The sequence below is a fragment of the Nocardia sp. NPDC056611 genome, from assembly GCF_042792755.1.
GTDB lineage: Bacteria > Actinomycetota > Actinomycetes > Mycobacteriales > Mycobacteriaceae > Nocardia.
Map to the genome: position 1 here is coordinate 360,869 of NZ_JBHTVV010000005.1, position 18,176 is coordinate 379,044.

An 18,176-nucleotide genomic window follows, 5' to 3' on the forward strand; every position below is an offset into this window, starting at 1 on the left:
GATACTGCACTTATAACGTCTACGAACCACCCGCCACGTGGCGGGACCGATCCACGGGGGTGAACTGCGATGACACGGTTCGATCTGGTGATTCGCGGGGGCACGGTGTACGACGGGACGGGCGTACCCGGGGTGCGGGCCGATGTCGGGGTGACCGACGGCAAGGTGGCCGTCATCGAGGGCGGCGGGCTGCCCGATGGGGAGCGGACGGTCGACGCCACCGGCAAATGGGTGATGCCCGGCATGCTGGACGTGCACACCCACTACGACGCCGAGGTGCTGGGCAGTCCTGGCCTGGGTGAATCGGTGCGGCACGGTGTCACCACGGTGGTGCTCGGCAACTGCTCGCTGTCGACGGTGTACTCCGAGGCCGAGGACTGCGCCGACCTGTTCGCGCGCGTCGAGGCGCTGCCGTGGGACGCGGTGCACTCGGCGGTCAAGGAGCACAAGGACTGGGACGACCCGCGGTCGTACCGGAAGTCGCTCGCCGACCGGCCGCTCGGCGCGAATGTCGCCGCCTTCCTGGGACATTCGGACATGCGCGTGACGGTCATGGGCCTGGGTCGGTCCGTGGACGCGCAGGCCCGCCCGACATCCGCTGAGCTGCAACGCATGTGCGCCATGCTGGAGGCGGCGCTGGACGCCGGATTCCTGGGGCTGTCCACGATCCGCAGCTCGTTCTCGAAGCTGGAGGGCGTGCGGTTCCCGACCCGGCAGCTGCCGTCCACCTACGCGACGTGGCGGGAGTACCGGGCGCTGAACGCTGCGCTGCGGCGACGCGGCCGGGTGCATCAGAGCACCCCGAACCTGACCACCCGCGCCGAACTGGTCAAGTACTTCGCGCAGAGCGCGGGCCGGTTCCGCGCGCCGCTCAAGACGACCCTCATCGCGGGCATGGACGTCAAGGCCGACCGCACCACCGCACGGGCCGCCATGGCGTCGGCGTGGATCGCGAATACCGTTGGCGGAGCCCGCTTCCGGTGGCAGCATCTGCCGGTGCCGTTCGAGGTGTACGCCGACGGCGTGGATCTGGTGGTGTTCGAGGAGTTCGGCTCCGGCAGCGCGGCGCTGAATATCCGGGACGCCATGAAGCGCGGCGAGCTCCTCGCCGACGAGGACTACCGCCGACGGTTCCGCAAGGACCTGGCCAAGAAGTACGGGCCGCGGGTCTGGAACCGCGACCTCTACGACGCGGTGATCGTCGCCTGCCCGGAAGCGGACGTGGTCGGGAAGTCGTTCGGCGCGGTCGCCGACGAACGCGGTATCGATCCGGCCGACGCCATGCTGGATCTGACGGTGGAGCACGGTCCGGCGTTGCGGTGGCGCACCGTCATCGCCAATGACCGTGAGGAGGTGCTCGACCGGTTGCAGCGCTCACCCATGATGCAGGTCGGGTTCGCCGATTCCGGCGCGCACCTGCGGAATATGGCGTTCTACAACTTCGGGGTGCGGATGCTGGAGCGGGCGCATCAGCGGGGGTTCCTGCCGATCGAGACCGCGATCCACCGGCTCACGGGCGAACTCGCCGATTGGTACAGCCTGGACGCCGGGCGCCTGCGGGCCGGCGGGCGCGCCGATATCGCGGTCGTCGATCCGGCGGGGTTCGACGGCACGTCCAGCGCGTACGCCGAGGCGCCGTTCCCCGGGATCGCGGGATTGCAGCGCATGGTCAATCGCAATGACCGGGCGGTCGCGGCCACCGTGGTCGGCGGCCGCGTCGTCTACGAATACGGTGAATTCGCACCGGGATTCGGCACCACCCTGCACGCGGGCAGCTTCCTGACCGCGCAAGGGTGAGACCCTAGACGAGTTCCGGGGTACGCCCGCGGGCGCGGTACTCCTGCGGTGGGCAGCCCTGCCAGCGCCGGAAGGCGCGGATGAAGGACGCCGCCTCGGCGTAGCCCAGGCGGGCCGCTACCTGTTCGGTGGTCATGTCGGTGCGGTCCAGCAGTTCCTCCGAGAGGGCTTGGCGCACCTCGTCGAGCAGGGCGCGGAACGAGGTGCCCTCCTCGTTGAGCCGCCGCGACAGGGTGCGCGGGCTGACGAACAGCCCGGCCGCCACGGCCGACTGATCGGGGATCACACCCGGATCGCGGATGAGGACGCCGCGCACGACGGCCGCGAAACCGGAGCGGACATAGCGGCGCGCCAGCAGTTCCTGGCACATCTGCTCGCAGGTGCTGCGGGCCTGTTCGGTCGGTTGGGGCAGGACGACGTCCAGAAACGAGGAGTCGAAGGCGAGTTCGTCGACGCTGGTGCCGAAGAGCGGCTCGACACCGAAAACCGACCGGTAGCGGCTGGTATCGGGCGGTGCGGCGTGCCGGAAACTGACGCGGCGCACCGGCACATTCACCGAGTACAGCTCCCGGCCGAGCATCTGGATTCCGGCCAGGACCCGCTCGGCGAGGAAGCCGCGCACGTCCTCCGGAACGTCCCGGTCGTCGAACCGCAGCCGGCCTTCGCCGTCCACTTCCTCGAAGGTCACCTGCCCGAACGCGAAGACCAGCTCGGCGTATCCCGGCGCCACCACGATCGCGTCCCGCATGGTCCGGCTGGCCAACAGCGCCAGACCCCAGGGCCCCGACGGCGACATGTGATACCGCGTTCCCGCCTCCACGCCCAGTCCCGGTTCCCGGCCGAACCGGGCGAGGAGATTCCGCACCACCGCAAGTTCTTGCCGCGCCGTCACTTCCGTGGTCTGTTCGGCCACCGATTCAGGCGCCAGACCCGCTCCGGCGAGGCACTCCCCCGCCGGCATCCCTCTCTCATTGGCGAGCCCGGTCAGAATGTGCACGCCGGACGTGTGCCTGGCTAGATCCCAGTCGAGCATGTGCGCTTTGTCCTCTTCGACTACTCCCGACCCAAATGTCTGTTCCCCATTGGGTTGGCGCAACATATCAACGCGAGACCGCCCGGTGTGGCGCATCCGACATATTCGATCGTGCAGCGGTGATGCGCGCGACGCGCGGAACACGATTCGTCACGTAACAGCCGATGCGCCGGTGCGATTCACCCACAACCGGTTCGGACGACGACCAGCAATCGAGGTCTGCCCACCATGATTTCCACCGCGATCCTGCTACTTCCCATGCTCGCGGCCCCCGCGTTCGGCATCGGCATCTGGCTCGGCGTCCGCTCGGTTACCGGCGAATTCGCCTCCGAACGCCGCCAAGCACGCTGCCGACGCACCCGCTAACGTGCACGGTATGAGCAGCTCACCGACCCGCACCGTGGTCGTCACCGGCGCGTCCTCCGGCATCGGCAAGGCCACCGCCGCGGCCTTCGCGGCCCGCGGACACACGGTGATCGGCACCAGCCGCAATCCCGAGGCGCTCGCCGAGGCCGACCGCGCGCCCGGCGTCGAGTACCGCGCGCTGGACATCACCGACCTGGAGTCGATCGAACGGTTCACGGCCGAGCTCGGGGCGATCGATGTGCTGATCAACAATGCCGGGGAGAGCCAGGCCGGGCCGCTGTCGGACCTGCCGCGCGAGGCTATCGAAAGACTGTTCCAGCTCAATGTTTTCGGGGCCGTGGCATTGACCCAGGCCGTGCTGCCGGGCATGCGTGAGCGTGGTTATGGGCGGATCATCATGGTGGGCTCCATGCTCGGGAGCTTTCCGATGCCGTACCGGTCGTCCTATGTGGCGACCAAGGCTGCCCTGCGCGGGTTCGCGACCGCGGCGCGGTTCGAGGAGTCTCCGTTCGGTGTGTGGATCACTACCGTCGAGCCCGGCCAGATCGATACGGGGCTGAGTGAGCGCCGGGCCAAGTACATCGCCGATGGGTCGCCGCATGCGGCCGACTTCACGAAATTCATGGCCCGTCTCGATGCTCAGATGAGCAAGGGCATTTCGCCGGTGCAGGTTGCGGAAACCATTGTGGCGGCGGCCAACTCCGATCGGCCGAAGCCGCTCTATGCGGTGGGCAGCAATGCGCCGTTGATGTTCGCTATTCGCCGGGTACTGCCACGAGGCGTCATGGAGCGTGTGATTGCCGCGGCTCAGGGACTCAAACGATAAAGAAGCCAAAGACAGAGCAAGAGACAAAAGACGCCTGGAGAAGGGAGAGGGTGGCCGAGCTTGCGAGGCCCCCTCACCTACCAGCCCCACTCGCAGCTCGGCCGCGCGTCCTCCCGGGGAAAACGAAGGGATGGGGTTGGGCTCTTCTGTAGAAGGTGATCCGTGCAGTCCGTGGGCTGGGATGGGCGGGTAACGGCTCCCGGCTCGGCGTCAGCCCCGGTGCGGTAGGGCAGGCGAGGCGACCACGCTTCCGATTGGCTTTGCGCACGCCTGCGGAACATGAGCAGCGGTGGTGGGACGCAGCCCGAAGGGCCACACCTTTGGTGAGGCTCGGACCTGCATCAGGGGCGGGACCACCATGTGACCGGTGGGCGGGTTCGGTCGCGCAGGCGCGCGAGGGAAGCAGCCATCAGCTCACCCGCGTGATGGCGGTCGTTGACCTGCGGGGTTCGACTCGGGTCGATATGCGCTGGTGGTATCCAACCGGTGCGGCCCGCGTATTCGGAATCCTTGGGCATGGCAACGGTTTTCCAGCCGCCAGGCCCGTCGTGGATGAGGGCGTGGCAGGCATCACAGGCCAGCGTAAGGTTTTCGATGTCGGTCTTGCCGCCTTTGTTCCATTCGGTGACGTGGTGCACCTGGGTCAAGGTGGCAGGAGCGTTGCAGCCGGGGCGGGTGCAACCTCGTTCGGTGGCGATCAAGGCCATGCGCTGCGCGGCGTTGGCGAGGCGCTTCGTGCGCCCCAGGTGCAGGGGTCGTCCGGCGTGGTCGAAGATCGCCAGGAACGGCTTGGACTGCTGCGCGAGCTGCAGGGCTTCTTCCAGCGGAACAGTCCCGCCCGAGGCCGTGGTGGCAACACCGGCGGCGGCCTCGACTTCCGCGAGCGACATGGTGATGATCGTGGAGACCGGCAGGCCCCGGTGCCGGCCGGTGTTCTCCGGTCCCATTTCGGGGCGCAGGAACGCCAACAGCGCGTCATGGTTGCGCTGGGCAGCCGTACGCGGATCACGCCGTGCGGCACGCTCCAACCCCGCGAGGGCTTCGTCGTCGAGCCCTTCTGTGGTCCAAGGGCTTTCAACGTCATCGCCATTGCACATGCCCGGCCGTGCCAGGCTGGCGAAGATCGGGTCGAGCACGGCGCGCAGCGCGGGCGTCACCTGCGCGGTGATCACCGACATCCCGTCCACACCCTGCTTACCGAGCGTCACACCACGGCGACGCTGCCGATCGACCTCACGGGTGAAGCGCCCATCGGGGTCGAGGTAACCGAGGATCCGGTCACCGATCTTGGGCAGGTCATCCGGTGTGGACTGTGCGGCGAAGCTCGCCAACTCGAATTCTGCGAGATCCCGATCCTCGACAGCAATTTCGGCGGGAATGCGGTCCATGATCTGTGCGATCCGCCGCGCCGAATCCGCCGACACCATGCCCATCTGCTGGTAGGCGGCGGTCCACGGCAGGCGCGGCTCCAGCACCTCACCACCGGTCTGGCGCATCCCGAGCTGTTCCGCGGCACGCACCCGCGCGCGAGCTTCGGAGTGCCCGAGGCGCAGGGTCTGTTCGAGGTACTTCGAAACCCTTTTCACCCCGGCCTTTTCAGGCAGGTTCCGAGTCTCGATCTCCCGAACCAGCTTGTGCTCGAATGCGGCCATCCGGCGGCGCGTTGTCTCCCAATCCCGCATCAGTTCCACGAGATCCTCATCCGACATCGGATCCAGGGGATCATTGAGCAGGACGTCCACAGCATCGAACACCACACCGGTGGCATCGCCCACCGTGATGTCCTCGCTGAGAATCGGCCCACCCAATTTCATGCCACTATTCTATCAATTCCACCTCCACCCGTAACCCGAATGAGTATGTATAACAAGGCATTTCAGATTCAAATCCTACAATGACGACCGTCCGGTAAGTCGCAAATCCCTGCCGATAATCTCCCGCATGATTTCAGAAGTCCCCCCGTACACCCGAGTGATCCGCGCGTCCGCAGCCATACGCGCGATCGGATACTCACGCATGTATCCGTAACCTCCGAACAACTGCTGACACCGGTCGATGCACCGGAACTCCATCTCCGAGGCCCACAGTTTGGCCTTGGCGGCGTCCGCAGGAGTCAACCGTCCCGCGTTCAATTCCAGCACGCACTTGTCGATGAACGCTTCCGCGACCGACACCTCGGTAGCCACGTCGGCGAGCGTGAACTTGGTGTTCTGGAATGCCCCGATCGGCTGACCGAAAGCCTCACGCTCCCCGACGTATTCGATGGTCGTCCGCAGGGCGACCCGGGCCCGGGCCAAACAGGCGACGGCGATCTGCATCCGTTCCTGGGGGAGGTTCCGCATCAGGTAGGTGAATCCGCGCCCCACCTCCCCGAGCACGTTCTCCTTGGGCACCCGGACATCGGTGAAGTCGAGTTCGGCAGTGTCCTGCGAGTGCAGACCGAGCTTGTCCAGGTTGCGGCCGCGCTCGAAGCCCTCCATGCCGCGCTCGAGCACCATCACGGTCACCCCGGCGTGGCGTTCGGCGGAGGTCCGGACCGCGGTGATCACCAGATCCGCGTTGATGCCGTTGGTGATGAACGTCTTCGCCCCGTTCACCACGAAGTGATCGCCCGCATCGACTGCCGTCGTGCGGATTCCGGCGACATCCGATCCCGCGCCCGGTTCGGTCATGCCGATGGCCGCGATCCGGGTCCCCGCCACGAATCCCGGCAGCCACCGCTCCCGCTGTTCCTCGGTCGTCAGATCCACCAGGTACGGCGTGCAGATGTCGTTGTGCAGCGCGAAGTTCAGGCCGACTCCCGCGCAGTCGGCTTCCATGAATTCCTCGATGAGGATCTGGTTGAACCGGAAGTCCGCGACTCCGAGCCCGCCGTAGCCCTGCGGCACCGCGAATCCGAGCAGCCCCAGGTCTCCGGCCCGCGCGAACACCGATCGCGGCACGATCCCGGCCTCTTCCCATCCCAGGTAGTGCGGCGCGACTTCCTTGCGCACGAATCCCCTCGCCAGCTCGGCGAATGCCAGATGATCGTCACCGTAGTGCCCTCGTTCCATGGACCCATGGTTGTGGACGGGCGTGGCGCGGGACCAGAGAATCCCGGCCAATCCCGGGTGTCTCGACATCGGGTGATCGTGGTCGAGGACGGATTCGATCCGCCCTCGACCACTCGCACGCGACGCCTACCCGTCGACCGTGAGCACCGTGCCCGCGGCGACCGTCAGGTTGCCTTCGCGCACAGCGAATCCCAGCCCCGGTTCCAGCGGAACCGCGCGGTCCAAGGCCACCACCAGTTCGACGGTGTCGCCCGGCATGGCGCGCCCCTCCGGCAGCGTCACCTGCCCGGAGACGTCGCCCGTGCGGACGAAGAACTGCGGGCGGTAACCGCTGGCGATGGGCGTGCGCCGACCGCCCTGCGCGGCGGTCAGCAGCCGGACGCGTGCGGTGAACCCGGTGTGCACGGCGATGCTGCCCACCGCCGCGACCACCTGGCCGCGCGCCACCTGACCACGCTGCACACCACGCAGCAGCAGCGCCACATTGTCGCCGGCCTCGGCCGATTCCATGGTGCGGCCGAAGGTTTCGACGCCGGTGACCACGGCCTCGATCGCGCCGCCGTAGCCGAGCACCGCGACCTTGTCGCCCATCCGGACCACACCGCGCTCCACCGCCCCCGTCACCACGGTGCCGCGGCCGGTGATGGTGAGCACGTTCTCCACGGGCATGAGGAACGGCGCGTCGAGGTAGCGCTCCGGCATGGGCACGTACTCGTCGACGGCGTCGAGCAGCCGCACCAACTGGTCGGACCAGTGCTGGTCGCCCTCCAGCGCCCGCAGCCCGGACACCGGCACCACGGGTACGCCGTCGCCGTCGTAGCCGTTGGCGGACAACAGCTCTCGTACCTCCAACTCGATCAGCTCCAGCAGTTCACCGTCGGCGACGTCGGACTTGTTGAGCGCGACCACGATGTGCTCGACGCCCACCTGCCGCGCCAGCAGCACGTGCTCGGCGGTCTGCGGCATCACGCCGTCGTCCGCCGACACCACCAGGATGGCCCCGTCGAGCTGGGCCGCGCCGGTGATCATGTTCTTCACGAAGTCGGCGTGCCCCGGCATGTCCACGTGCGCGTAATGCCTTGTCGCCGTCTCGTATTCGACGTGGGCGATATTGATGGTGATGCCGCGCTCGATCTCCTCCGGCGCCCGGTCGATGCGGTCGAAGGGGACAAAAGCGGTGCCGCCACGCTCGGCCAGCACCTTGGTGATGGCGGCGGTCAGCGTGGTCTTGCCGTGGTCGACGTGACCCATGGTGCCGATGTTCAGGTGCGGCTTGGTGCGGACATAGGCCTGCTTGGCCATGATGAATTCTCCATCCGGGATGTTCGAGGGGGACCTCAGCAGCGAGCCGACCTTCCCCGTCTGAGGTCCCGGGACGTCCCGGAGAAGGTCAGCGTCGTGCGCCGTCGAATGCGGATGCGGATGCCACCAGAGCAAGCGCGGGGAGGTGGAGCGCAGCCATCGCACCCGCGACTGCGGGGTATGCGGCGATGGACTGCGGGAACATGCGAGATATGCTGCCCGGCCGAAGCTGTCTCGCGCCAGTTATTTTCGCGCCGGACCGAATCGGCTCACGGCGACGAACCCCGCGGCGGCCAGGATCATGATGGCCGAAACCAGCAGCGCCACATCGAGTCCGTGATGGAAGGCGACCGTCGCCGTCTGCAGGACCTCGTTCACATGCGGGGCATATTTCAGAGCTGTGGCCAGGTCGACGCCGGCCGGGATACGCCCGCGTTCGACAGCGTCGATCGCGATCGGTTGCAGGTTGTCCGGCAGCCCCAATTCGGTCATGCGAGTGCGCAGGTCGGCGGTGAGGAACCCGTTGACCAGCGACCCGAGCACCGCGACCCCGACGGCTGCCCCCACCTGCCGCATGGTGTTGGTGGCCGCGGCCGCCATCCCCGAGTGCTCGGCGGGCACCCCGGTCAGGACTGCTGACGTCAACGGCACCACCGCGATTCCGAACCCGAGCCCCGCCACCGCCAGCGTGATCGCGAGCGGCGTGAATTCGACCGTGCCGTCCAGCGACTGCCGGGTCAGCAGAATCCCGCCCGCCCCCAGCACGCACCCCACAACCATCGGCATCTGCGCCCCGCTGCGCGCCACCCAGAACCCCGCCGCCAGCGACCCCGCCACGATGGCGACCGCCATCGGCGCGAACACCGCCGCCGTGCGCCCGGCCGAATAGTGGATCATCACCTGCAGGTACAGCGCGGTGAAGAAGAAGATCGAGAAGACCCCGAAGTAGACCGCGAACGCGACCACCAGCGCACTGCGCACCGGCGGCAGCCGCAGATACCGGAAATCGAAGACCGGGTTGCGGACTCGCGTCTCGACGATCAGGAACGCCACGAACGCGACCGCCCCCACCGCGAACAACGCGATCACCGACGGCGCGTCATACCCCCGGCTCTCCCCGGTGATCGCCGCGAAGATCACCGCGCTCAGGAAGATCGCACCGAGCAGTGACCCGAGCCAATCCATCTGCCCCGGTTGCGGATCCGCGCTCTCGGGCACGTAGCGCAGCGCCGCCGCCAGCACGACGATACCGATGATCAGGTTGAACCAGAAGATCGACCGCCACCCCCACGCACCGACGAGCGCCCCGCCGAGGACCGGCCCCGCGGCCAGTGCCAGCCCGGACACCGCCGCCCACACCCCCAGCGCCTTCGCGCGGGTTCGGGCGTCCGGGAACACCTGCCGCAGCACCGACAACGTGCCGGGCTCGGAGGCGGCGGCTCCCAGGCCCATGACCGCGCGCCCGAGAATCAGCGCCGGCACGCTCGCCGCCAGCGCCGAAATCACCGATCCCGCACAGAAGATCACCAGTCCGATCACCATCACCCGTTTGCGACCCCACCGGTCGCCGAGCGATCCGGCGGCGAGCATCAGGCTCGCGAACACCAGCGTGTAGGCGTTGACGACCCATTGCAGCAGCTGGACATCGGTGCTCAGATCCGAGCGGATGTCGGCCAGCGCGACGCTGACGACAGTCGTGTCGAGGAAGGTCACGAACAGGACCGCGGTGACCGTGGCCAACGCGATTCCGGGCCGCGCCGCGCCGCGCGACGTGTCACCGATTGCCACCTCCCCAGGTTACGGGGCACCGATAGCAGCCGTCCGGTTTCGATCGGCGTGGCGGACGGCCGTGCGATATCGGTTCGGCGACAGTCGATCAGCTCGACAGGGTCGCCGGCGTGCCCGGCTTCAACACGCCCTTCCGCTCCGACCACGGGACGGTGACGTCGATGGCGGCCGCCGGATTGGGGGTGATCCGGCCCCGCGGGAAGTACAGGTGCAGGCCGGGGTGGCGGGCCGGTTCAGGCCCGTGCCGGTGCCCTCGACCTTGACCCGCGGCAGGTTCACGTCGATGCGGCCATCGGTCTCGGGCCCGTTGGCCATCCGGTCGGAGGCGGCCGCGAAGTGCTAGCGGCCGCGCTGCTGGTCGACCATCAGGTCGGTGGTCACCGCGGGCGTGCCGACGCCGCCGGGACCGGTGGGCGTGTGCCCCGCCTCGCAGGCGGCCATGCCCAATGACAGGGCGCATAAGGCGATGACGGCGGCGGACTTCAACCGCATGGGATGCCTCCAGGGATTCGGGGGCGTCCGGTTCGTCGCCCACGATCAGAGTCGCTCCGGCGGCTTGGAACCGGCCAATGACACACCAATCGGCCCGGTGGCGCGCAGGATGGAGGCGGTTCGCGGCGGCGCGGCCGGTTCCCGGACGGTGAAAGGTGAGGATCGGTGCAGGACAGGCGGCTGATCGGCGCCGACCCGGCCCCTCTAGACTGCCGAACGGGGAGGTCGGTTTGCTGAGGTTCTCGGTACTGGGCGAGGTCCGCGCATGGCGCGGGGACACGCCCCTGGATCTGGGCCCGCCACAACGGCGGGCGGTGCTCGCCGCACTGTTGCTGCGCGAGGGCAAGGCGGTCACGGCCGCCGAGCTCGTCGAGGGCATCTGGGGCGAGGACCCGGTGCTGCGCGCCGTCCCCGCGCTGCGCACCCATGTCGCCAAACTCCGCCGCGAACTCGAACCCGACCGCGCCAATCGCGGACCCTCCAGCCTGCTGGTCTCCGTCGGCGACGGCTACGTGCTGCGACTACCGCCCGGCCGCACCGACATTCACGACGTCGCGGGCCAGGTCGCGGCCGCCGAACGACTGCGGCACGACGACCCCGACAGCGCCCGCGGCACCCTCGATTCGGCGCTGTCCCGCTGGCAGGGGGCGGCGCTGGGCGGACTGCCCGGCCCCTACGCCGAACGCCAGCGCGCCCGCCTCGAGCAGTGGCGGCTGTCCATTCTCGAGGACCGGCTCGCCCTCGACATCGAAACCGGCCGCAGCGCCGAGGCCGTGGCCGAACTGGGCCCGCTCATCGAGGAACATCCACTGCGGGAACGCTTCCGCGCGCTGCTCATGACCGCGCTCTACCACTGCGGCCGTCAGGCCGAGGCGCTCGACGAATACGGCCGCGCCCGCCGCGCCCTGGTCGACGGCGTCGGCGTGGAACCCGGCCCGGAACTGAGCGAGGTGCACGCCCGCATCCTGCGCGCCGACCTGCCGAGCGTCGCGCGCCCAGCCCCCACCCGGCTCGCCCCGGCCCAATTGCCGCCCGACATCGCCGATTTCACCGGCCGCTCCCGGGTGGCCGAGCAGATCGCGGCCCAGCTCACCGGCGGCGGACCGGCGGTGGCCATCTCGGCGGTCGGCGGCATGGGCGGGGTCGGCAAGACCACCCTCGCCCTGCACATCGCCCACCAGGTGCGCGACCGGTTCCCCGACGGCCAGCTGTATGTGAACCTGCGCGGCGTGGACCCCGACCCGCTGCCCACCGGCGACGCCCTGGGCGGTTTCCTGCGCGGCCTCGGGGTCGCCGAGGGCGATATCCCGGCGGGTGTCGACGACCGCGCCGCGCACCTGCGGACCCTGTTGAGCGACAAGCGGATTCTCATGGTCCTCGACAATGTCCGCGACGCCGCCCAGGTGTCGCCACTGCTGCCCGGCACGCCCGGCACCGCGGTCCTGATCACCAGCCGCTCCGCGCTCACCGAACTGCCCGCGGTCCGCCGCACCCGCCTCGACGTCCTCGAACCCGCCGAGGCCATGACCCTGCTGACCCGCATCCTCGGGGCCGAACGCGTTGCCGCCGAACAGGATGCGGCGTTCGCGGTGATCGAGCAGTGCGCGTGCCTGCCGCTGGCGGTGCGGATCGTCGGCGCGCGGCTGGCGGTGCGCCCGCAGTGGACCATCGCCTCCCTGGTCGCGCGGCTGGCCGACGAGAACCAGCGGCTGGAGGTGCTGCAGACCGGCGACCTCACCCTGGAGGCCGCCTTCCGGCTGGGCTACGGCCAGCTGAACACCGAGCAGGCCAGAGCTTTCCGCACCCTCGCCCGCGCTGATGTGCCCGACTTCCCGGTGGATGGCGCCGCCGCGCTGCTGGGCGTCCCGGTGCCCCAGGCCGAGCTGGTGTGCGAATCCCTGGTGGATCTGAGTCTGCTGGAGACGCCCGCGCCCGGCCGCTACCGTTTCCACGACCTGCTGCGCCTGTTCGCCGCGCGCCTGGCGGGAACCAACGCGAGCCATGACGCCGGTGAGAGCGAGGCCGAGATCGTGGCCCGCCTGCTGGACTACTACCTGGCCAGCACCAAGAACCTGCTCGGCGCACTGGACTACAGCAACACCACCCTGCTGCTGGTGCCCACCACCGTCCCCGGCCACACCTTCGCCGGCGGCGCGGAAGGCCAGTCCTGGAACGACATCGAGCGCCCGGTGATCATCGCCCTGCACCGGCAGGCGGCCCGGCTGGGCGGCCGGGCGGTGGCGCTGGCCGCGGATCTGGCCTGGGTGATGGCCGAGCTGATGGACACCGGCAGCCGTGCCCGCGAACTCGCCGACGGTCTGAAAGCCCTGCTGGACACCGCGATCCGGGACGGCGACCACGCCAGCGCCCGGCGGCTGCGGGTGGCGCTGGGGGCCATGATGCAGATCGGGCTCGGCGAGGTCGAGGCCAGTCTCGAATTCCTGCAACCCATCTCGCAGCCCGCCGACGACGCCGAGCGGCGGTTGCAGGTGCTGGCCGAGATCCTGCTCGGGGTGGCGGATCGGCGCGTCGGCAACACCAAGGATTCGCACCGGCACTACGCCAATGCCATCGCCTGGACCCGGGCCCTCGACGACCGCTCGCTGGAAGCCTGGATTCTGGCGCTGGCCACCCGCACCCTGTGCGAATCCGGGCAGTACGCCGAGGCGGTGGCGGTGGCCGAGCGGGCCATCGCGCTGGCTCAGGAATCGTCCAACGCGGTCGCGCTGGGCTGGGCCACCCACGAATTGGCTGCCACCCGGTCCATGCTCGGCGACCACGAGCTCGCGCTCGAGCTGGCGGCCGAGGCGGTGCGCATGACCCACCGCAACGGTGTGCGTCTGTGGGAAGGCTGGGCCCGCACCCGGCTGGCCCAGATCCACCTGCGCGCCGGGCACGATGCCGCCGCGGAATCCGAGGCGACCCAGGCCCTGCGGCTGCTGAGCAAGGCCGCCGACCCCCTGGACCGGGCCCGCGCCCTGTTCCTGCGCGCCACCGCCCGCGTCGGCGACACCGAGGCCGCCGCCCGCGAGCACGCCGACGCCGCCGAGATCTTCCGTCGTGCCGGACTGCCCGCCCCGACGCCCGCGACCCTGTTCTCACCAGCCCCGGATCAGCCATAGAGAACGTTTATTCGCTTTTTATCGGCCCGTGGGAACCTGCATCCACGCGGGCGCCCCGGAGCTGCAACCTCCGGGGTTCCCGCGCGCGATGAGGTCATGGCCGCATGCGTCACGAGGGGTGCGCATTCGGTTCATGCGGGTCGGACGGCCGTCGCCCACCGCGGCGACGGCTCCACCGCACCACCCGCGATCACACCGGGGCATCCAGGGCCAGACCGAGGCCGCGCAGGTGCGCTGTGGCCGTCCCCGATTCGAACTCGGCTCGTTTGGCGGCCGTGAAGTAGCGCTGCATCGGATAGTCGAGGTAGATGCCGGTACTGGCGTGCACGTGGACGGCGGTGTGCGCGACGCGGTGACCGGCCTCGGACGCCCAGAACTTCGCCACGTCGATCTCGGATTCCGCGGCCAGGCCGTGCGATTCCCGCCAAGCGGCCTGCCACAGGGTCAGGCGTACCGCCTCGACATCGATGTAGGCGTCGGCCAGGCGCTGACGCACCGCCTGGAACGCGCCGATCGGCTTGTCGAATTGCTTTCTGGTGCGGGCGTATTCGGCCGTCATCTCCAGCGCCCGTTCGAGGACGCCCAACTGGTGGGCGCAGACGGCCACGGCCGCGCGGCGCCGGGCCCACGCGGGCGCTTCGGGCGCCGAGATCGCGGCGGCCCGCGGGATCAGGACAGCATCCAGTTCCAGCAGGGCAGCGTCGGTGCCGTTCACCGCGTGCTGCCGGGTGACCGTGACGCCCTCGGCTTCCCGATCCACCAGCAGCAGAACCGAGTTCGCCCCGATGCGAGCCTCGACCAGGTACCCGTCGGCGAAGGCTCCCGCCGCGACCACCGACTGCGAACCCCGGACCCGCCAGCTCTTCTCGTCCCGCTCGGCCTCGAAGGACGCGAAGTCGCGTGCGAGTGCGGGCGCCAGTGTGCCCTCACCCCGCAGCATCGGCCGCAGCCAGCGCCGCACCTGCGCGTCGTCGCCGAATTCGGCCAGCACCGCCGCGACCACGGCGATGCTCGTGGCATACGGCGCGGGGGCGACGGTCCGGCCGATCTCGATCAGCACGCCGCACTGTTCGAGCAGCCCGTACCCGCCGCCTACCTGCTCGGGCAGCGCCGCCTCCAGCAGTCCCGCACGGGCCATCGCGCCCCACAGCCGCGCGTCGAACCCGGTGTCGTCCGGGCGGGGATGACGTCCGGCCCAGTCGGTGAGCAGCTCGCGGGCCAGTCCCGACAGATCCCGCTGCGCCTCGGTGTATTCGAAATCCATTGTCCTGCTCCTGTGTTCGGGTCAGCGGGTGACGGGCAGCCCGAGGGCGTTCTTGGCGATGATGTCGCGCTGCACCTCGTTGATCCCGCCGCCGAAGGTCAGGATGAGCGCGGTGCGATGGAACCGTTCGAGCCGTCCGAGCAGCAGCGCGCCCGGGGAGTCCGCGCGCAGCACGGCCGCGGCCCCGAGCACCTCCATGAGCAGCCGGTAGCCCTCGATGGCGAATTCGGTGCCGAACACCTTGGTGGCCGAGGCGTCCGCCGGGCCGAGTTCACCACGATCGGCGGCCCACGCGGTCCGCCAGTTCCGCAGCTTCAGGTACTCGATGTTGGCGTGCACGCGAGCCAGGTGCAGGCGCACCCATTCGGCGTCCATGACCCGGGTCCCGTCCGGCAGCGTGGTGGCGCGCGCCCACGCGACGACCTGGCGCAGTGACTCCTCCAGCGGCGCGGCCGAGGCCAGCGCCACCCGTTCGTGATTGAGCTGATCGGTGATCAGCGCCCAGCCGCGGTTCTCGCCGTGCACCAGGTTCGCGGCGGGCACCCGCACGTCGGAGTAGTAGGTCGCGCTGGTTCCGACACCGGCCATGGTGTGCACCTTCGTCCACGAGAACCCTTGCGCCGTGGTCGGAACGATGAAGACCGACAGCCCGGCATGCTTGCCCGCCGCCGGATCGGTGCGCGCGGCCAGCCAGATGTAGTCGGCGTATTCGATGAGGCTGGTCCACATCTTCTCGCCATCGACCACCCACTCGTCGCCGTCGCGCACCGCGCGGGTGCGCAGCGACGCCAGGTCGGTGCCCGCGTTCGGCTCCGAATAGCCGATGGAGAAGTGCAGTTCGCCCCGCGCGATCCGCGGCAGGAACCAGGCCTTCTGCTCCTCGGTGCCGTAGCGCATGATGGTCGGCCCGACGGTGTTCACGGTGAGGTACGGCAGCGGCACGCCCGCGGCCGCGGCCTCGTCCAGGAAGATGAGCTGGTCGAGCATCGAACGTCCCTGTCCGCCATGCTCTTCCGGCCATCCCAGCACCAGCCAGCCGTCCGCGCCCAGCCGGCGCACCACCTCCTTGTAGACGGTTCCGTCGCCGTGCTCCCCGCCCGGCCCCGACCGCAGCGCCGCCCGCACGTCGGGGGTGGCGAGGTCGGCGAAATACTCGCGCAGCCGCTTGCGCAGGCGGTGCTGTTCGTCGCTCAAACTGATGTGCATAAATGGAAGGTAGGAATCGGCCGGGCCGGATCCGCCCCGCTGGCAGGAAGCTGCCAGATTCCGGGGAAACCGCCGGTCACCTGCCAGGATCGGGGAAGTGATGCAGCGACAGCCGACCGGCGCGACCGGGCACCTGGCCACCGGGATCGTCCGGTTCAGCCAGGACGGGCACTGGGACCAGGACGTCCACCACCTGCTCCGCTACGCCCGGCGTGAGGCGGTGGTGGCGGTCTCCAACCCCACCCACTCCACCGATCACCTCCGCCTGGGTCAGGTGGTCGTCGACGACCTGCTGGCCGCGGGCAAGGAGGTCCGGCTCCTCTACTCCCCCGACTATCTGGAGATCCGGGACCACCAACCCCTGCTGCGGCAATCCTCGCTCGGGGCGCAGATCCGCGTCACCGACAACGACTTCCACAACGTCCTGATCCTCGATCGCACCGTCGCGGTGCTGTGGAGCGGCGCCGGAGCCGACCACCCCTACGCCTACCTGGTCCGCGAACCGGCCCTGCTCCGCGCCCTGCACCAATTCGCCCTGCTCAGCTGGCAATCCGGCCACGGCCTCGCCGGCCGCGGCCCCACCGACCCCATCGAGCTGAGCCCCACCGCCCGCGCGGTCCTCAACACCCTCAACCTGGGCCTCGTCGACGAGACAGCCGCCCGCCGCCTCGACATGTCCCTGCGCACCTACCGCCGCCATATCGCCGGCCTCATGACCCGCCTCGACGTCCGCAGCCGCTTTCAGATCGGCGTGCGCGCCGCCCAACTCGGCCTCCTCGACGAACCCCCGGAGTAGTTCTCACACCGTCTGGCACCCCCACCGGTGGCAGCGCGACACCCGGCGCCTCTGCCGGTGGTGTCAACTCCGCACACGGCACCTGACTGGGGCTTCTCCGCAGGTTGTCCTGGGGCACCGGGTCATTCGATATTGCTTGGCATGAACGTGGTGGCGGCGCTCAAGCTCAATATGACCAATGTCGACGACCCTCGGGCCGGGAATCACGAGCGGTATCGCGCTGCGCTCGAGATGGCCGAGTACGCCGAGCGGGTCGGGTTCGCGGTGGTGAATGTCGAGGAGCACCACGGGTCGGGCACCGGGTGGCTGCCCGCGCCGCTGCTGATGGCGGCGGCGGTGGCGGCCCGTACCGAGCGGATCCGGATCAGCATCGGGGCGTTGATCGTGCCGCTGTACGACCCGGTGCGGCTGGCCGAGGATCTGGCGGTGCTCGACAATCTGGCGGGCGGGCGGCTCACCGTTCTCGCCGCGATCGGGTACCGACCGTCCGAATACGCCGCGCTCGGAAGGGATTTCACGCGGCGCGGCACGCTCATGGACGAGGCGCTGGAGATCATGCTCGCGGCCTGGCGGGACGAGCCGGTGCGGCGAGGCGGGCAGTCCTTCGAGGTCACGCCCAAACCGTTCAGCAAGCCGCATCCGCAGCTGCTGGTCGCCGGAATGAGCCCGGCGACCGCGCGGCGGGCCGCGCGCTTCGGGCTCGGGCTGGCCCTGCCGTTGCCCGCGCCGGAGGTGGAAGAACTCTACGAGCGGGAGCTGATCCGCTGCGGCACAAGCGGTTACATCCACAAACCCGAGCCCGACAGCCGCCACACCCTGCTGCACGAGGATCCGGATCGGGCCTGGCACGACTTCGCCCCGCACATTCTCACCGAGATCCGCGAGTACGCGTCGTGGGGGCGCGAGGGCATTCACCGCCCGCACGACGCCGTGCCGGATTCGGTCGAGTCCCTGCGCGCCCACGGCTATCTGGAGATCCTCACCCCGGCGCAGCTGCGCGACCAGATCGCGGCCGGGCGCACCGAGATCCTGATGAACCCGCTGATCGGCGGCCTGCCGATCGAGGCGGGCTGGGACAGCCTGCGCCTGCTCGGCGAGGACGTGCTGTCCCTCACCACCGTTCGATGACCC

The 18,176-nt window shown here is 69.4% G+C and carries 14 protein-coding genes; 6 read left to right on the forward strand and 8 right to left on the reverse strand.

The window, feature by feature from the left end; all coding sequences use genetic code 11:
• Nucleotides 1-69: 69 nt before the first annotated feature.
• Entirely contained in the window at nt 70-1,797 is a 1,728-nt protein-coding gene (locus ACFRAQ_RS27140) for an amidohydrolase family protein (protein WP_379104485.1), read from the forward strand.
• 4 nt (nt 1,798-1,801) lie between these two features.
• Here ACFRAQ_RS27140 and ACFRAQ_RS27145 read toward each other — a convergent pair whose 3' ends face one another.
• Nucleotides 1,802-2,758 (reverse strand): AraC family transcriptional regulator, encoded by a 957-nt coding sequence (locus ACFRAQ_RS27145; protein ID WP_379104487.1) that lies wholly within the window; start codon nt 2,756-2,758, stop codon nt 1,802-1,804.
• 300 nt (nt 2,759-3,058) lie between these two features.
• Here ACFRAQ_RS27145 and ACFRAQ_RS27150 point away from each other — a divergent pair, with 300 nt between their 5' ends.
• On the forward strand, nt 3,059-3,196 hold the full coding sequence (locus tag ACFRAQ_RS27150) for a hypothetical protein (protein ID WP_379104489.1): 138 nt from the start codon (nt 3,059-3,061) through the stop codon (nt 3,194-3,196).
• Between the two features lie 10 nt (nt 3,197-3,206).
• On the forward strand, nt 3,207-4,022 hold the full coding sequence (locus ACFRAQ_RS27155; protein WP_379104491.1) for an SDR family oxidoreductase: 816 nt from the start codon (nt 3,207-3,209) through the stop codon (nt 4,020-4,022).
• Between the two features lie 341 nt (nt 4,023-4,363).
• On the opposite strand, the gene ACFRAQ_RS27160 is transcribed toward ACFRAQ_RS27155, so the two are convergent.
• From ACFRAQ_RS27160 to ACFRAQ_RS27180, 5 genes are all read right to left on the reverse strand, one after another.
• Nucleotides 4,364-5,797: a DUF222 domain-containing protein gene (locus ACFRAQ_RS27160; RefSeq protein ID WP_379104493.1), complete on the reverse strand. Its 1,434-nt coding sequence runs from the start codon at nt 5,795-5,797 to the stop codon at nt 4,364-4,366.
• Between the two features lie 114 nt (nt 5,798-5,911).
• Nucleotides 5,912-7,075 carry an acyl-CoA dehydrogenase family protein gene (locus tag ACFRAQ_RS27165; RefSeq protein WP_379104495.1) on the reverse strand — a complete coding sequence of 388 codons (1,164 nt, stop codon included), beginning with the start codon at nt 7,073-7,075 and terminating at the stop codon, nt 5,912-5,914.
• A 126-nt stretch (nt 7,076-7,201) separates the two neighbouring features.
• Nucleotides 7,202-8,377, reverse strand: coding sequence for an elongation factor Tu (gene tuf, locus ACFRAQ_RS27170; protein ID WP_379104497.1), 1,176 nt, complete (start codon nt 8,375-8,377; stop codon nt 7,202-7,204).
• Nucleotides 8,378-8,620: 243 nt separating this feature from the next.
• A complete protein-coding gene (locus tag ACFRAQ_RS27175; RefSeq protein ID WP_379104499.1) occupies nt 8,621-10,165 on the reverse strand; it encodes an MFS transporter in 1,545 nt (514 codons plus the stop codon).
• A gap of 339 nt (nt 10,166-10,504) precedes the next feature.
• The gene (locus tag ACFRAQ_RS27180) at nt 10,505-10,657 is read right to left on the reverse strand and encodes a hypothetical protein (RefSeq protein ID WP_379104501.1); all 153 of its coding nucleotides are present in this window, start codon (nt 10,655-10,657) and stop codon (nt 10,505-10,507) included.
• A 230-nt stretch (nt 10,658-10,887) separates the two neighbouring features.
• Between ACFRAQ_RS27180 and ACFRAQ_RS27185 the strand changes: the two genes are divergently transcribed.
• Nucleotides 10,888-13,779 (forward strand): BTAD domain-containing putative transcriptional regulator, encoded by a 2,892-nt coding sequence (locus tag ACFRAQ_RS27185; RefSeq protein WP_379104503.1) that lies wholly within the window; start codon nt 10,888-10,890, stop codon nt 13,777-13,779.
• Nucleotides 13,780-13,969: 190 nt separating this feature from the next.
• Here ACFRAQ_RS27185 and ACFRAQ_RS27190 read toward each other — a convergent pair whose 3' ends face one another.
• Both ACFRAQ_RS27190 and ACFRAQ_RS27195 read right to left on the reverse strand, forming a co-directional pair.
• Nucleotides 13,970-15,043, reverse strand: a complete 1,074-nt coding sequence (locus ACFRAQ_RS27190) for an acyl-CoA dehydrogenase family protein (RefSeq protein ID WP_379104505.1) — start codon at nt 15,041-15,043, stop codon at nt 13,970-13,972.
• Nucleotides 15,044-15,064: 21 nt separating this feature from the next.
• On the reverse strand, nt 15,065-16,249 hold the full coding sequence (locus ACFRAQ_RS27195; protein WP_379104507.1) for an acyl-CoA dehydrogenase family protein: 1,185 nt from the start codon (nt 16,247-16,249) through the stop codon (nt 15,065-15,067).
• Between the two features lie 100 nt (nt 16,250-16,349).
• Here ACFRAQ_RS27195 and ACFRAQ_RS27200 point away from each other — a divergent pair, with 100 nt between their 5' ends.
• Nucleotides 16,350-17,045, forward strand: a complete 696-nt coding sequence (locus ACFRAQ_RS27200; protein WP_379104509.1) for a hypothetical protein — start codon at nt 16,350-16,352, stop codon at nt 17,043-17,045.
• Nucleotides 17,046-17,186: 141 nt separating this feature from the next.
• Nucleotides 17,187-18,173 (forward strand): LLM class flavin-dependent oxidoreductase, encoded by a 987-nt coding sequence (locus tag ACFRAQ_RS27205; protein ID WP_379104511.1) that lies wholly within the window; start codon nt 17,187-17,189, stop codon nt 18,171-18,173.
• Nucleotides 18,174-18,176: the final 3 nt, after the last annotated feature.